Source organism: Plantactinospora sp. WMMB334, from assembly GCF_049179095.1.
In the GTDB taxonomy this organism is placed as follows: Bacteria; Actinomycetota; Actinomycetes; order Mycobacteriales; family Micromonosporaceae; genus Plantactinospora.
Genome location: NZ_JBMHME010000002.1, coordinates 3,457,761 through 3,471,145 on the forward strand (window position 1 = coordinate 3,457,761; position 13,385 = coordinate 3,471,145).

Sequence of the window (13,385 nt, forward strand, 5' to 3'; positions counted from 1 at the left end):
GCGTTATCGAACGCGGCCGGGTTCGGGTCTCATCTGTCGGCTCCGGGGGTCGGCCGACGTCCGGAGCACGGTTGTTGGCATGACCGGCTCACCCCTGCGGCAGCAACGGCCGGACCAGGTCCGGCCGCGGGTGGAGTCGGACACTGTTCCGGAGCAGGTCGCCGGGGCCGGGCATCCGGCTGCCGGGCAGGCTGACCGCCGCCGCGCCCCAGGCGAGGCCCTCGGCGAGGGCGTCCGGCCCGCGCGCACCGGCGGCCAGGAAGCCGGCCAGCAGGGCGTCCCCGGCCCCGACCGTGCTCTTCGGTTGGGTCACCGGCGACTCGCCGGTGACGACGCCGTCGGCGTCGACCAGCACCGCGCCGTCGGCACCGAGGCTGGCCAGTACCGCACCCGCGCCCCAGCTCCGGACCTGGCCGGCGGCGTCGACCACGTCGCCGAGGGAGCGCAGCGGGCTGCCGACCGCCTCGGCCAGCTCCTCCCGGTTCGGCTTGACCAGCGCGACGCCGGCCTCGACCGCGGCCCGCAGCGCCGGCCCGCTGGTGTCGACCGCGAGTCGCACCCCCGCGCCGACCAGCAGGGCGCAGAGGTCGCCGAAGGCCGCCACCGGCAGACCCGGCGGCAGGGTGCCGGCGGCCACCACCCAGTCGGCGGAACCCGCCGCCGCGAGTACCGCCGCGGTGACCTCGGTGAACTCCGGCCCGGTCAGGACCGGACCGGACTCGTTGATCTTCGTTACCGTGCCGTCCGGCTCGGCGAGGGTGATGTTCGAGCGGGTACGGCCGGCGATCGGCACCGCCAGCAGGTCGACCCCCTCGCTGCCCAGCAGCCGGACGAGCTGGCTGCCCTCCTCGCCGCCGACCGGCAGTACCGCCCGGGACGGCACCCCGTTGGCCAGCAGCGCCCGGGAGACGTTGACCCCCTTGCCACCGGGATCGAGGTGTGCGGAGTCGGCCCGGATCACCTCGCCACGGGCCAGCCGGTCGATCTGCATCGCCCGGTCCAGGCTCGGGTTGAGCGTGACGGTCAGGATCATGCCCGCACCACCCGTACGCCGGCGGCCTCCACGTCGTCGGCCAGTTCCTCGTCCACTCCGCTGTCCGTGATCAGCAGGTCGAGGTCGCCGAGGGTGCCGAACCTGGCCAGGTAGTCGTTGCCGATCTTCGTGTGGTCGGCGAGCAGCACGACCCGGCGGGCGGCGCCGATCATCGCCCGCTTCACCGCCGCCTCGGCCGGATCGGGGGTGGTCATGCCGCGCTCGACCGAGCAGCCGTTGGTGCCCATGAAGGCGACGTCGACGTAGAGCTCGGCGAGGGGCCGCAGCGCCCAGTCGTCCACCGTGGCAAGCGTCTTGCCGCGCAGCCGGCCGCCGAGGAGCAGCACCGTGAGGTTGGGCTTGAGCCCGAGCGCCGAGGCCAGCACCGGCGAGTTGACCACGACCGTCAGCTCGCGGTCGGAGGGGAGGAGCTGGGCCAGCCGGGCGGTGGTGGTGCCGGCGTCGAGGATGACGGCACCCTCGTCGGGCAACTCGGCCAGGGCCGCCTTGGCGATCCGCTCCTTCTCGTTGATCAGTACGGCGTCCCGGGCGGCGAGTGCCGGCTCGAAGCCGATCCGCTCGACCGGGATCGCCCCGCCGTGCACCCGGCGGAGCACGCCGGCCCGCTCCAGCACGGTGAGGTCCCGGCGGATCGTCTCCGCCGTCACGTTCATGCCCTCGGCCAGCGCCATGACGTCGACCCGGCCCGCCTCCCGGGCCAGCCGCAGGATCTCCTGCTGACGTTCCTCGGCGTACATCTCGTGAGATCTCCCGCCCGATCGCTTTTGCTTCGTTTCTGTTTACGCCCGTTCCTGTGGCTCGTCAACATCTGCTCGTAACAGTTTGGTCATCTGATCGATTCAATCAGTATGATCCGCGACATTTCACCCGTGCTGCCATCAGTTGTGCTACCGAACTCGGCCGGAGAGCGCGGCAAGGCGCCGGGCATTACGATCCGGATCGAAACAGACAACGAACTCCGATTGTGTGGGTTTCCTCCCTGCCTGCGCGCGTTCCCCGGGCCACCCGGTCCGGGACCGGTTGCCGGGTCTGGCGGGAAGGGTCGGGCCGTGCGTGAGATCATCGAGATCCATGTCGCTGTGCGGCGGTGTCCGGGGTGGTGAAAGGCTTGCGGGTATGAGTTCCGACAGCGCACCACCCGCTCCACCGACCGACCCGCGTCCGGACGACCCGCGTCCGGACGACCCGCGCCAGACCGACGCAGACGCGGGCGCGGAGACCGACGCCGACGCCGACGCCGGCACCTTCACCGACCTCGGGCTGCGGACCGAACTCCTGGACGCGCTCGGCACGCTCGGCTACGAGGAGCCGACCGCCATCCAACGGGCCGCCATCCCGCCCCTGCTGGCCGGTCGCGACCTGCTCGGCCAGGCGGCGACCGGGACCGGCAAGACCGCCGCCTTCGCGCTGCCGTTGCTGCACCGGCTACCGCCGGACCGAAGCTCGGGTGCACCGCAGGCGCTGATCCTGGTCCCCACCCGCGAGCTGGCCGTCCAGGTCTCCGAGGCCATCCACCGGTACGGCCGCGACCTCGGCGTACGGGTCCTGCCGATCTACGGCGGGCAGCCGATCGCCCGGCAGCTGCGGGCGCTCGACGGCGGGGTGGACGTCGTGGTGGCCACCCCGGGGCGGGCGCTCGACCACATCGCCCGGGACACCCTGCGGCTGGACGGCCTCGACACGGTGGTGCTGGACGAGGCGGACGAGATGCTCGACATGGGCTTCGCCGAGGACATCGAGGCGATCCTGCAACACGTGCCCGAGCAGCGGCAGACGGTGCTCTTCTCCGCGACGATGCCGGCCCGGATCGACGGCCTGGCCCGGCAGTACCTGCGGGACCCGGCCCGGATCGAGATCGGCCGGCAGCCCACCCCCACCGGCACCGGCCCGCTGGTCCGGCAGACCGCATACGTCGTCGCCCGGGCGCACAAGCCGGCGGCGCTCGGCCGGGTACTCGACGTCGAGGCGCCGACCGCGGCGATCGTCTTCTGCCGCAGCCGGGAAGAGGTCGACCGGCTCACCGAAACGATGAACGGGCGCGGATACCGCGCCGAGGCGCTGCACGGCGGAATGACCCAGGAACAGCGCGACCGGGTGATGGGGCGGCTCCGGGCCGGCACCGCCGACCTGCTGGTCGCCACCGACGTGGCCGCCCGGGGACTGGACATCGAGCAGCTCACGCACGTGGTCAACTACGACGTGCCGTCCGCGCCGGAGTCGTACGTGCACCGCATCGGGCGGGTCGGCCGGGCCGGCCGGCAGGGGGTGGCGATCACCCTGGCCGAACCCCGCGAGCACCGGATGCTCAAGACCATCGAGCGGACCACCGGGCAACGGATCTCGATCGGCACGATCCCGACCGTGGCCGACCTGCGTACCCGACGGCTGGAGATGACCCGGGCGGCGCTGCACGAGAGCCTGCTGGAGGACGACCTCGAACCGTACCGGGTGATCGTGGAGACCCTCACCGACGAGTTCGACGTGATGGAGGTGGCGCTGGCGGCGGTGAGGCTGGCCCACGAGTCGGTCGGCGGCCCGGTCGACGAGGAGGAGGACATCCCGCAGGTCACGTTCCGGGCCGACCGGGACGGCCGGGCCCGGCGCGACGGCGGTCGGGACAGCGGCCGGGACGGTCGCCGGGACGACCGGCGTGGCGGCCGGCCCCGCTCCGCGGAGATGGCCTGCCTCTTCATCGGCGTGGGCCGGCGTGCCGGCATCCGCCCGCAGGACCTGGTCGGTGCGATCACCGGCGAGACCCCGCTCAGCGGCCGTGAGATCGGCTCGATCGAGATCGCCGACCGGTTCTCCCTGGTGGAGGTGCCGAGGTCCGCCGCGTCCGAGGTGATCAGCCGGCTGCGGCAGAGCACCATCAAGGGCCGCCGGGCGACCGTACGCCGGGACCGCGAGGGTGGGCGGGACGAGCGCGGCGGCTGAGCCGTCCGTCGCACTCGGTAATCCAGGCCGGTTCCAGAAATCGCGGTACGCCGATTGCTACGGTTTGCCGACCCGGCTGGAGCTTCGCCGACCTGCGGAACGAGGGGGTGACCCGGCGCATTGTCCGAAGTCGACCACACCGTCGATCCGCAGTCCGCGCGGGTGTCGGTCATCGTCCCCAACTACAACAAGGAAAAGACACTCCGGGCCTGCCTGGCGGCGGTCCACGCGCAGACGCTGCCGCCGGCCGAGGTGATCGTCGTCGACGACGCGAGTACGGACCGGTCCCGGCAGATCGCCGCCGAGTTTCCCTGCACCCTGCTGCCGTTCGCGGTGAACCGGGGCGTCTCCGCGGCCCGTAACGCCGGTGCCGCCCGGGCCGGCGGCGACGTGCTCTTCTTCGTCGACTCGGACATCGCGCTGGCTCCGGACGCCCTGGCCGGGGCGGTCGCGGAACTGCGGGCGCATCCGGGCTGCGGCGTGGTGCAGGGCATCTACGACCTGGAGCCGCTCTTTCCGGACGGTCCGGTCGAGTCCTACAAGACGCTCTTCGAGCACTTCTGGCGGCGCCGGGCCGTCGGGGTCACCGGCACCACCATGTTCGCGCTCACCGCCCTCCCCCGCTCCGTCTTCGACCTGGTCGGCGGCTTCGACGAGCGGCTGCGCGACGCCGAGGACATCGAGTTCGGCACCCGACTGCCGGCGTCGTACGAGATCCGCACCAGCGATCGTGTGTTGGGGCGGCACGACGACGTGGACCGGCTCTGGCCCTACCTGTCGGAGCTGTTCCGCCGCGCCCGGACGTACGCCGGGGCGGTTGTCGCGGCCCGTTGGGCAGCGGAGCCGGCCGGGTCGCCGACGGCCGGCCCCGAGGTGGCCGGCGCGGAGCCGGCTGTGGCGGAGGCGGCCGGCGCGGAGCGGGCGGGGCGGCGAACGCCGCACCGGATCGACCTCGGCTCGGTCGCGGGGCTGCTCGGCAGCGCGCTCACGCTGACCGGCCTACCGCTCGCCGTCTGGTCCCCGTGGCTGCTGCCGGTGCTTCCAGTTCCGCTGGCGGTCTTCCTCGTCGCCGACCGGGCGCTGCTCGGGTTCGCGCTGCGGCAGCGCGGGCCGGGCTTTCTGCTCTTCGCCACCGCGATGCGGTTCCTGACCCACCTGGCCGAGTTCGCCGGACTGGCGCTCGGCCTGGCCTGGGCGCTGCTCCGGCCTTCCCGGCGGACCGGCCGGGTGGGTCGGCTGGCCCCGGAGTCGAGCCGGTGAACCCGCCGATCGGCCCCGCCCGTCCGGAGCCGGGCCCGCTCGCAGAGGCGCGCCCCGGAACCGAGCAGGCGCGCCCCGGAGCCGAGCAGGCACGGCCCGGAACCGAGCAGGCACGGCCCGGAACCGGGGAGACGCGGCTCGGGATTGGGAAGGCGCGGCTGGGGGGCGGGACGTGGCGCGGCTGGTGGCAGCGGCTCAACCACCTGCTGGCCGCGGCCTTCGTGGTGGCGCTGGCGGCCGGTCTGGTCCTGTTCCTGCGGGACCAGGACTGGACCCCGCTCCGGTCGCTCGCGCAGCGGCTCGATCCGGTCCAGGTCACGCTGGTGCTCGGCGGCGCCCTGCTGATCAACTCGGTCGGCCTGCTGCTCGGATACCACTCCTGGCAGGCACTCTTCGCCGACCTGGGTGCGGCGGTCGACCGGTGGACCGCCGCCCGGTTGTTCTTCGTCGGGTTCCTGGCCAAATTCGTGCCGGGCCGGTTCATCGCGCTGCCGGTGCTGCTCCGGATGGGCCGGGAGATCGACGTCGGTGCGGTCCGGCTGGCCGGCGTCTTCCTGCTCAGCTGGGCCGTCGTCGCGCTGACCGGGATGACCGTCGGACTCGCGGCCGGACCCGCCATGCTGGGCGGCGCGACCGCCTGGATGCTGCTCGCCGTGCTGCCGCTGGTCGCCCTCTTCGCCCGGCCCGACCTGCTCAACCGAGGGCTCGCCGGCTCCGCCCGGCTGCTCCGCAGGCCACCGCCGCAGGTCACCGCCTCCCGGGCCGGGATCCGGCGGGCCATCACCACCCAGTCGCTCTCCTGGCTGATCTCCGGACACCACCTCTGGCTGCTGGCGGTGACCGCCGGCGCCCCGCCGGCCCGCTCCTATCTGGTCTGCGTCGCCGGGTTCGCCGCCGCGACCGTGGCCGGGCTGCTGGTGATGGTCGCCCCGGACGGACTGGGGGTCCGGGAGGCGGTGCTGATGGTCGGGTTGGCCACCGTGATGCCGGTGCCGGTGGCCGCACCGGTGGTGCTGACCAGCCGACTGGTCTGCGCGCTCAGCGAGGTGACGGTCGGCACGGGCGGGCTGCTCCTCGCCCAGTACCTGCACCGGCGCCGGCACGGCCTGCGCCGCAGCCCCGACCCTGCGCTGACCGGCTGAGCCGGCTCGCCGCCACCGCCGCGCTACCTCCCTCCCGGTACGCCGGGACCCGTTCCCATCGCCAGAGAGAAGTCGGTGACACCATGTCGAATGCTTTCTTCCGTACGGTGGCACGTCTGATCCGGGTCCCCGTGCGGGTGCTGATCCGCGCCAACCCCAGGATGAACGCCGCCTGGTGGAACACCCAGTACGCGTTGGGGTTCTGGCGCTACCTCGACGGCATGTCCGACGGAAGCATGCCGCTGTCACTTGTCGAGACCTGGGCGCCCCGGCCGACGATCCTGGACCTCGGCTGCGGCACGAGTGCCAACCTGCCGCTGGCGCGGGGCCGCTACCGCCACTACCACGGCGTCGACCTCAGCTCCCGGGCGATCGAGGCGGCGCGGGCGCTCGCCCGGCCGGACACCTCGTTCGAGGTCGCCGACATCCGCACCTTCGACACGGCGCGGCGCTACGACGCGATCCTGCTCCGCGAGGTCATCTACTACCTGACGGAGCCCGAGTCCACCCAGTTGTTGCGCCGGCTGCCGGCGATGCTCACGCCCCGGGGCCGGATCGTGGTGCAGATCTACGACGTGGCCCGGGCGGAGGAGTTCGTCCGGGTGATCCGGTCCTGTGGCCTCTCGGTCATCGACGAGGTCCCCGCGCGCCTCGGGGACAGCCCTCAGGGTGCCTTCTTCGTCCTCACCGGCGAAGCCGCCGGTGACCACGGGATCAGGCCGGGACCCGCCGCTCCCACCACGGCCGCACCGTGACCGGCTCGCTGCGCAACAGCCGCCGGTGCAGGTCCTGCAGCCGGTGCCCCGGTTCCACACCCAGCCGGTCGGCGAGGGTGACCCGGGCGTCCTCGAAGGCGGTGAGCGCCTCGGCCCGGCGCGAGGTCTGGCCGAGCACGATCAAAAGGAGCTCCCAGAGCCGCTCCCGCATCGGCTGTTCGGCGAGCATGCAGCGCAGCTCGGAGACGAGGTTCTCGACATCGCCGAGGAGCAGCCGCACGCCGGTCGCCTCCTCCACCGCGTCCTGACGCAGCTCGGTGAGGCGGATCCGTTCCGCCTCGGCGAGCGGCCCGGTCGCCTCCTGCAACGCCAGGCCGGACCAGCGGGCCAGCGCCTGCTGGAAGCAGTCGAGCGCACGGGTGAGCTCACCCTTGGCCCGGGCCGTCCGGGCCACCCGGACGTCGTACTCGAACCGGTTGACGTCGACCGCGGCCGGCGGCAGGTCGAGGGTGTAGCCGGGCCGGGTCGAACGGAGCACCCGGGCCAGCGCCGGTGGCCGGCCGGGATGCTCCAGCACCCGGCGCAGCCGGCCGATGTAGGTGTGCACCATGTTCTCCACCGAGTCGGGCCGGCGCCCGTTCCAGATCGCGTCGACGATCTGCGGAACCGACATCACCATCCCGCAGCGCAGCGCCAGCACGGCGAGCACCTCCCGCTGCCGGGGCGTACCCAGATAGAGGTTGGTACCGTCCCGCTCGGCCCTGATCGGCCCGAGGAGCAGGATCGTCAGGTCGTCGTCCTCCGACATCTCGTTTCCCCCTAGACAGGCATCGCTGCTTCCCCCCGCACGACCGGGCCGCACTGCCCGGCGTCGTCGTACGACATTTCGGCACGTCGTCACCTACCGGTCGGCAGCCGGTACGACGAACCGCAGTCCCCGGTCGCGCAACCGGGGCAGCACGGTCTCCAGTGCCTCGACGGTCTGCGACCGGTCACCACCCCCGTCGTGACAGAGCAGGACGTGCCCGGGCCGGCTCCGGGACAGCCGCCGCACGATCCGCCCCACCCCCGGGCTGCGCCAGTCGCTCGGGTTGACCGTCCAGTCCACCGGCGCCAGGCCGAGGTCGGCGCCGGCCCGCAGCACCGCCGGCGACCAGTTGCCGCCCGGGGCACGGAACAACCGGGGTGTCGCCCCGACGGCGTCCCCGATCCACCCCTGCGCCTCGGCGATCTCGGCACGCAGCCGGACGGGCGGCAGCGCGGCGAAGGGCTGCGGGTGCGTCATGGAGTGGTTGCCGATCGCGTGTCCGGCGTCGCGGATCCGGCGGGCCAGGTCGGGGTGCTCGCGTACCCGGGCGCCGATCAGGAAGAAGGTGGCCCGGACGCGGTGCCGGTCGAGCAGGTCCAGCATCCGGGGCGTCCACTCGGGGTGCGGCCCGTCGTCGATGGTCAGCGCCACGCTCCGGCCCGGCACCCCGAAGACCGGGCGGTGCGGGTCGCCGAGCATCGGCCGGCGGCTGCGGAACTGCTGCGCCCGGAGCGCGAAGAGCAGATAGTGCAGCGCCTGGGCCGACAGGTATGGCCAGCAGAGACGCCGGACGTGCGGCTCCTCGCCCGGCGCCGCGCTCCCCCCGACGGTCGGCCCGGTCATCGCGGCAGTTTCGCGACGGCCACCCGGGCCGGGCCGAAGTCGCGGTCCACCAGGTGACGTAGCCCGCCGATCACGGCACCGGCGACGACGGTCAACTGGACCAGCAGATGCACCACATAGAAGAAGACGACGAAGCCGGGGCCGCGCCGGCCGGCCACGAAGCGCAACAGTCCCGGGTCGGCGACGGCGAAGAGCAGCAGCAGGCCGAGCGGGACCAGCAGCAGCGCGGGGGCGGCGAGGCCGAGCGGCAGGGTAGCCGGCACCAGCGCGGCGCAGAGCAGCCCGGCCGGGGTGTTGGCACGGATCCCGGCCGGCCCGCGCTCGGCGAGCGCGACCGGCACCAGCAGTTGGGAGCGGCCGAACTGCTTGCGCAGCAGCCGGCCGAGGTGGCTGTCGTCGTCGTGCCGGCAGACCACCGTGTCGGTCAGCACGATGCCGTACCGGTCGCCCATCCGGTCGCCGAGCTCGACGTCCTCGGAGGCGCGCAGCCGCTCGTCGAATCCGCCGACGTCGGCGAAGACCGCGCGGCGGATCAGGCAGATCGCGAAGAGGGTGGTCCGGACCCGCCCCACGTTGCGCAGCCGCCAGTAGTGCCCGTGCAGCAGCCGGTACGCCTCCACCGGCCCGTCGTCGTAGAGCGGCCGCAGCGAGTAGATCCCGTGTACGCAGGCGACGTCGGGTTGGGCGGCGAGGATCGCCAGCGCGTTGCCCAGCGCCTCCGGCTCGGGTGCGCAGTCGGAGTCGAGGAAGAAGAGCAGCTCGCCCGTGCTGGCCCGGATGCCCCGGTTGCGGGCGGCCGCCGGGCCGGCGTTCCGCTCGGTGTGCAGCACGCGGCACGGGAACCCGGCGGCGATCTCGCGGGTGTCGTCGGTGCTGGCGTCGTCGACGACGATGACCTCGGTGACCGGGTGCCGTTGCGCGTAGACGGCCGCCAGGCACGCGCGCAGGGTCTTCGAGCCGTTGTGTACGGGGATGATGACCGACACCGTCGGCGCCATGTTCACCCACCTCAGCGGGACTGCGTGACAACTGCCAGGGACATTGACATTTCGAGATCTACCTGTCGCGACCAAGTTATCCAGTGGTCTGTCCACTGGCAAGCGTTGCCTTACGTAGTCAAGGTTGCGTACAGCACGGGTCCAGAGAAGATCCCGCACCAATCGATAGCGTTCCGACATGCCCAATCTGGTCAGCCTGTCCGATTGCGATCGACTCACCGTTCGCGAGGTGCACGACATCTATCGTCGTTACGTCAACGCGAGCCAGGTCAGCCTGATGACCTCGTTCGGGTTCGGCCGGGAATTGGTCGACCACGCCGAAGGCGCACACCTGGTGCTCCGGGACGGCCGCCGCATCCTCGACCTCACCGGCGGGGTGGGCGTACTCAACCACGGCCACAACCACCCGCGCATCCTGGCCGCCCGGCAGCGCTTCGCGCAGCAGCGGCGGATGGAGGTGCACAAGACGTACTTCTCCCCCTACCTGGCGGCGCTCGGGCACAACCTGGCCCAGCTCCTCCCCGGCGACCTGCGGATGTCCTTCCTGCCCAACTCGGGCGCGGAGGCGGTCGAGGGGGCGGTGAAGCTGGCGTACAAGTACCACGGCGGCCGGCGGGGCACGATCCTGCGGGCCGACCGCGGGTTCCACGGAAAGCTGCTCGGATCGGGCGGGCTGACCGGACAACCGTCGTTCGACTTTCCCACCATTCCCGGCATAGTTCCATTTACCTATGGAGACCTGGACTCGGTCCGGGAGGCGGTCGCGTCCCATCCACGGGACGTTTACGCGCTTGTCGTCGAGCCGTTCAGCGCCTCCACGGTGACATGGTGCGACGAGGACTTCCTGCGCGGCATTCGTGAGCTGTGCGACCGGCACGACATCGTGCTCATATTCGACGAGATCTACACCGGTTGGGGTAAGACCGGCAGCCTCTTCTACTTCATGCGGTATCCGGGGCTGGTGCCGGACATCCTTACCACGTCCAAGTCCTTCGGCGGTGGAAAGTCATCGATTTCTGCATTCGTCGCCCGGGAGAGGGTCTTCCGGAAGGCGTACGACAACCTGACCGACGCGCTGCTGCAGAGCACCAGCACCACGTACTACGGCATGGGCGAGGAGTGCGTCACCGCGCTCGAGGCGATCAACATCGTGGTGGAGGACGACTACCCGGCCCGGGCCCGCGAGCTGGAACGGGTGCTGGAGCCGGCGCTGAAGCGGCTGGCCAAGGAGTTCCCGGACGCGGTGGGCCGGGTCGCCGGGGCGGGCGCGCTCTGGGGCGTACAGATCGAGGGTGGCCCGAAGATCCTCGACCTGGTCTCCCGGCTCGCCCCGGCCGGGATGGCCCGGGACCCGAGGTTCAAGGCGAAGCTTGTCACCTGCGCGGTGATCCAGGCGCTCTACGCCGACCACGACATCTACACCTACTACACCCTCAACGGCCGCAATCCGCTGGTCATCGGGCCGTCCCTGGTCACCGACCCGGCCGACGTGCAGCGCGCCACCGACGCGCTCGGCGCGGTGCTGGAGCAGGGGCTCGGCAAGCTGGTCACCCGGTTCGTCACCCAGAAGGTGGGGTCGGCGCTGTGGTGATCACCGTGACCGGCGCCGCCGGGATGCTCGGCTCCCGGCTGGTCGAGCGGCTGGCCGCCGACGGGCACGACGTGCGCGGGGTGGACCTGCGGGCGGAGCCCGGCGTCACCCTGGTCGGCGACATCCGCGACCCGAGGGTGATGGACGAGGCCGCCGACGGCGCGACCGCGGTGCTGCACTGCGCGGCGGCGCTGCCCAGCTATCCCGCCGCCGAGATCCGCTCGATCATCGTGGACGGCACCGCGAACGTGCTGCGGGCGGCCCGGCGGGCCCGGGTGGAGCGGGTGCTGCACGTCTCCTCGACCGCCGTCTACGGGCTGCCCCGCCAGGTGCCGACGCCGGAGGAGCACCCCCGGGAGCCGGTCGACACCTACAGCGCGGCCAAGGCGGCCGCCGAGGAGATCGCCGAACGGTACCGGGCCGAGGGCCTGCCGACGGCGATCCTCCGGCCGAAGACCTTCCTCGGGCCGGGCCGGATGGGGCTCTTCGCGATGCTCTTCGAGTGGGCCGAGGAGGGCCGCAACTTCCCGGTGCTCGGCTCGGGCGACGTCCGGATCCAGATGTTCGCCGTCGACGACCTGGTGGCGGCGGTACTCACCGTGCTGGCCGCGCCGGAGGAGGTGGCGAACGACACCTACAACCTCGCCGCCGAGCGGTTCCGGACGCTGCGCGAGGACTTCCAGTCCGTGCTGGACGCCGCCGGCCACGGCAAGCGGGTGGTCGGGGTGCCGGCCCGGCCGGCACTGTTCGCCCTGGAGCTGCTGGAGCGCAGCCGGCTCTCCCCGGTCTACGGCCGACTGCTGCACAAGCTGCGGCACGACTCCTACGTGAGCATCGACAAGGCCGCCGAGCGCCTCGGCTTCACGCCCAAGTTCTCCAACGAGGACGCCATCCTGCGCACCTACGAGTGGTGGCGCTCCACCCGCGCCACGGCGACCGGGCCGGCGCGGGGCGGTGGACGGACCAGCCGCGAACCGTGGCGGCAGGGCGCGCTGTCCCTCGCGAAGATCTTCTTCTGACGGGAGTTCAGGTGACCGCCGTCGAGACCGCCGTCGAGACCGCCCTACCGGCCGCCGCACCGCCGGCCGCGCCCGCGCCCGCGGGTGCGCTCCGGCCGGCCGTGCTGGCCCGGGCGCTCGTCGTGCTCACCCGCCCCGGCCACGCGGTCAAGAACCTGCTGGCCGTGCCGCTGGCGCTGATCGACACGCCGGTCTGGACCGGGTCGGCGCTGCTGCGTACCGGCTGGGCCGTGCTGGTGTTCACGGTGGCCGCGTCGACGATCTACGTCGTCAACGACATCGTGGACCGCCGGCTGGACCGCACCCACCCGGTCAAACGGCACCGCCCGGTCGCCGCCGGGACGGTGCCGGTCCCGCTGGCCTGGCTGCTCGCCGTCGGGCTGGCCGGGCTGCTGCTCGGGCTGGTCCTCGCCGGACCCGCCGTGCCGTGGTGGCCGCTGGTCGGCTACCTCGGCCTCAGCATCGCCTACAGCAGGTGGCTCAAGCACCTGCCGATGCTGGACATCTGCGTGGTCGCCGCCGGCTTCGTGCTGCGGGTCCTCCAGGGGTACGCGGCCACCGGAGCCGCCCCGTCCGGGCTGCTGCTCACCGCCGTCTTCGGCGGCTGCCTGGTGCTGATCCTCGGCAAGCGGCGGCACGAGCTGGCGGTTGCCGGAGCGGCGCACCGGCCCGCGCTGGCCGGCTACAACGTGCGGCTCACCGACCACCTGCTCGGGCTGAACGCCGCGCTGACCTGCACCACCTTCCTGCTCTACCTGAACACCGACGCGCCGCTGGGGTCCTGGCGCCCGGTCACCCTCGCCGTGGTGGTGCCGCTCGGCCTGCTCGCCGCGTTCCGCTACCTGCAGGCCGTGCTGGTCCGGCAGTCCGGCGGCGATCCGATCCGGGCCCTGCTGCACGACCGGATGATCGTGGCCAGCGCCGTCCTGATCGGCACCACGCTGACCCTGGCGGAACTCGGCGCCCGCTACCCCGCCCTGCTGAGCTGGATCGGCAACTGACCGACCTGGATCGAGAAAT

At 72.6% G+C, this 13,385-nt stretch carries 10 protein-coding genes and 1 pseudogene; 6 read left to right on the forward strand and 5 right to left on the reverse strand.

Annotated elements, in window-relative coordinates:
- Positions 1 to 88 precede the first annotated feature (88 nt).
- A complete protein-coding gene (pfkB, locus tag ACN27G_RS14830; protein ID WP_421493402.1) occupies positions 89 to 1,033 on the reverse strand; it encodes a 1-phosphofructokinase in 945 nt (314 codons plus the stop codon).
- On the reverse strand, positions 1,030 to 1,791 hold the full coding sequence (locus ACN27G_RS14835) for a DeoR/GlpR family DNA-binding transcription regulator (RefSeq protein WP_421493403.1): 762 nt from the start codon (positions 1,789 to 1,791) through the stop codon (positions 1,030 to 1,032). The genes pfkB and ACN27G_RS14835 overlap by 4 nt, the downstream gene beginning before the upstream one ends.
- A gap of 379 nt (positions 1,792 to 2,170) precedes the next feature.
- Here ACN27G_RS14835 and ACN27G_RS14840 point away from each other — a divergent pair, with 379 nt between their 5' ends.
- The 3 genes and pseudogenes from ACN27G_RS14840 (at position 2,171) to ACN27G_RS14850 (ending at position 7,145) form a co-directional block, all read left to right on the forward strand.
- The gene (locus tag ACN27G_RS14840) at positions 2,171 to 3,988 is read left to right on the forward strand and encodes a DEAD/DEAH box helicase (RefSeq protein WP_421493404.1); all 1,818 of its coding nucleotides are present in this window, start codon (positions 2,171 to 2,173) and stop codon (positions 3,986 to 3,988) included.
- Positions 3,989 to 4,107: 119 nt separating this feature from the next.
- Positions 4,108 to 6,390 (forward strand): annotated as a pseudogene (locus ACN27G_RS14845) (glycosyltransferase); the annotation flags it as partial.
- Between the two features lie 107 nt (positions 6,391 to 6,497).
- Complete coding sequence (locus ACN27G_RS14850; protein ID WP_421493405.1) at positions 6,498 to 7,145, forward strand: class I SAM-dependent methyltransferase; 648 nt, start codon at positions 6,498 to 6,500, stop codon at positions 7,143 to 7,145.
- Here the strand turns inward: ACN27G_RS14850 and ACN27G_RS14855 are convergent.
- The 3 genes from ACN27G_RS14855 to ACN27G_RS14865 form a co-directional block, all read right to left on the reverse strand.
- Complete coding sequence (locus tag ACN27G_RS14855) at positions 7,105 to 7,914, reverse strand: AfsR/SARP family transcriptional regulator (RefSeq protein WP_421493406.1); 810 nt, start codon at positions 7,912 to 7,914, stop codon at positions 7,105 to 7,107. The genes ACN27G_RS14850 and ACN27G_RS14855 overlap by 41 nt on opposite strands.
- Positions 7,915 to 8,007: 93 nt before the next feature.
- Positions 8,008 to 8,757 carry a polysaccharide deacetylase family protein gene (locus ACN27G_RS14860; protein ID WP_421493407.1) on the reverse strand — a complete coding sequence of 250 codons (750 nt, stop codon included), beginning with the start codon at positions 8,755 to 8,757 and terminating at the stop codon, positions 8,008 to 8,010.
- Positions 8,754 to 9,755, reverse strand: a complete 1,002-nt coding sequence (locus tag ACN27G_RS14865; RefSeq protein WP_421493408.1) for a glycosyltransferase family 2 protein — start codon at positions 9,753 to 9,755, stop codon at positions 8,754 to 8,756. The genes ACN27G_RS14860 and ACN27G_RS14865 overlap by 4 nt, the downstream gene beginning before the upstream one ends.
- Positions 9,756 to 10,032: 277 nt before the next feature.
- On the opposite strand from ACN27G_RS14865, the gene ACN27G_RS14870 reads away from it, so the two are divergent.
- The 3 genes from ACN27G_RS14870 to ACN27G_RS14880 are packed head-to-tail and all read left to right on the forward strand — an operon-like array spanning position 10,033 to position 13,366.
- Positions 10,033 to 11,346, forward strand: coding sequence for an aspartate aminotransferase family protein (locus tag ACN27G_RS14870; protein ID WP_421497332.1), 1,314 nt, complete (start codon positions 10,033 to 10,035; stop codon positions 11,344 to 11,346).
- A complete protein-coding gene (locus ACN27G_RS14875) occupies positions 11,340 to 12,365 on the forward strand; it encodes an NAD-dependent epimerase/dehydratase family protein (RefSeq protein ID WP_421493409.1) in 1,026 nt (341 codons plus the stop codon). Before ACN27G_RS14870 ends, ACN27G_RS14875 begins: the two co-directional genes overlap by 7 nt.
- 11 nt (positions 12,366 to 12,376) lie before the next feature.
- Complete coding sequence (locus tag ACN27G_RS14880) at positions 12,377 to 13,366, forward strand: UbiA prenyltransferase family protein (RefSeq protein ID WP_421493410.1); 990 nt, start codon at positions 12,377 to 12,379, stop codon at positions 13,364 to 13,366.
- The last annotated feature ends 19 nt before the right edge of the window (positions 13,367 to 13,385 follow it).

Coding starts and splice junctions, on each gene's coding strand:
- ACN27G_RS14865 (WP_421493408.1), bottom strand. CDS start 9,755: ATGGCGCCGACGGTGTCGGTCATCATCCCCGTACACAACGGCTCGAAG.
- ACN27G_RS14860 (WP_421493407.1), bottom strand. CDS start 8,757: ATGACCGGGCCGACCGTCGGGGGGAGCGCGGCGCCGGGCGAGGAGCCG.
- ACN27G_RS14855 (WP_421493406.1), bottom strand. CDS start 7,914: ATGTCGGAGGACGACGACCTGACGATCCTGCTCCTCGGGCCGATCAGG.
- pfkB (WP_421493402.1), bottom strand. CDS start 1,033: ATGATCCTGACCGTCACGCTCAACCCGAGCCTGGACCGGGCGATGCAG.
- ACN27G_RS14870 (WP_421497332.1), top strand. CDS start 10,033: ATGACCTCGTTCGGGTTCGGCCGGGAATTGGTCGACCACGCCGAAGGC.
- ACN27G_RS14835 (WP_421493403.1), bottom strand. CDS start 1,791: ATGTACGCCGAGGAACGTCAGCAGGAGATCCTGCGGCTGGCCCGGGAG.
- ACN27G_RS14840 (WP_421493404.1), top strand. CDS start 2,171: ATGAGTTCCGACAGCGCACCACCCGCTCCACCGACCGACCCGCGTCCG.